This is a genomic window from Paenibacillus sp. BAC0078 (assembly GCF_054483875.1).
In genome coordinates this window covers 1-1,015 of sequence record NZ_JBTLRW010000063.1, presented here as the reverse complement: position 1 = coordinate 1,015, position 1,015 = coordinate 1, and the positions used below count along the sequence as shown (strand labels likewise).

Annotated in this window: 2 tRNA genes and 3 rRNA genes; all 5 read left to right on the top strand. The window is 50.7% G+C overall.

The annotated features are described in order from the left end of the window. Window positions 1-206: ribosomal RNA gene (locus tag ACX1DY_RS31425) — 16S ribosomal RNA — on the top strand; the annotation flags it as partial. 122 nt (window positions 207-328) lie between these two features. Continuing rightward, window positions 329-445, top strand: a 5S ribosomal RNA gene (rrf, locus tag ACX1DY_RS31420). A gap of 46 nt (window positions 446-491) precedes the next feature. Continuing rightward, window positions 492-568 (top strand) — tRNA-Ile (locus tag ACX1DY_RS31415). 21 nt (window positions 569-589) lie between these two features. Then, a tRNA-Ala gene (locus tag ACX1DY_RS31410) sits at window positions 590-665 on the top strand. Window positions 666-896: 231 nt separating this feature from the next. After that, window positions 897-1,015, top strand: a 23S ribosomal RNA gene (locus ACX1DY_RS31405); the annotation flags it as partial.

The window sequence follows — 1,015 nt, the reverse complement described above, 5'->3', positions numbered from 1 at the left end:
AATTGCTAGTAATCGCGGATCAGCATGCCGCGGTGAATACGTTCCCGGGTCTTGTACACACCGCCCGTCACACCACGAGAGTTTACAACACCCGAAGTCGGTGGGGTAACCCGCAAGGGGGCCAGCCGCCGAAGGTGGGGTAGATGATTGGGGTGAAGTCGTAACAAGGTAGCCGTATCGGAAGGTGCGGCTGGATCACCTCCTTTCTATGGAGAATCGTCACCTGCAACGGTGACATTCAAATCGGAAGCTTAAGCTTCTATAGAACCCTTGGGTTCGAACACTCACTCGTGTTCAGTTTTGAAGGAGCAAGCCTCTTTCAAAAACGTTTGGTGGCGATAGCGGAGGGGTTCCACACGTACCCATCCCGAACACGACCGTTAAGTCCTCCAGCGCCGATGGTACTTGGACCGAAGGGTCCTGGGAGAGTAGGACGCTGCCAAGCGGACAACCAATTCATTGGTTGATTCACAATGTTATATATGTTATATGGGCTTTTAGCTCAGTTGGTTAGAGCGCACCTCTGATAAGGGTGAGGTCGGTGGTTCGAGTCCACCAAGGCCCACCATATAACATGAAATTTTATTTTGGGGCCATAGCTCAGCTGGGAGAGCGCCTGCCTTGCAAGCAGGAGGTCAGCGGTTCGATCCCGCTTGGCTCCACCAACAAACTTCATCAAGAACAACTTGATCCTTGAAAACTGGATACCGAAACGAAAATGCGTTTTAGAACATTCCTTTAAGCTGAACTTGTGTTAACAAGTTTATGTTTTAGTGATACTGAGCGATGGTTTTGGATTGTGAGCGACTTTTGGCTTTAAACAGAATGGCGGACGGAGTCATCCGGAAGCGCTGTTTAAAACAAGATGAGCGAATAAGCCAAATACCGGAGCGATTGGTTAAGCTAATAAGAGCACACGGAGGATGCCTAGGCGCCAGGAGCCGACGAAGGACGTGGCGAACAACGAAACTGCCTCGGGGAGCTGTAAGCAAGCTTTGATCCGGGGGTGTCCGAA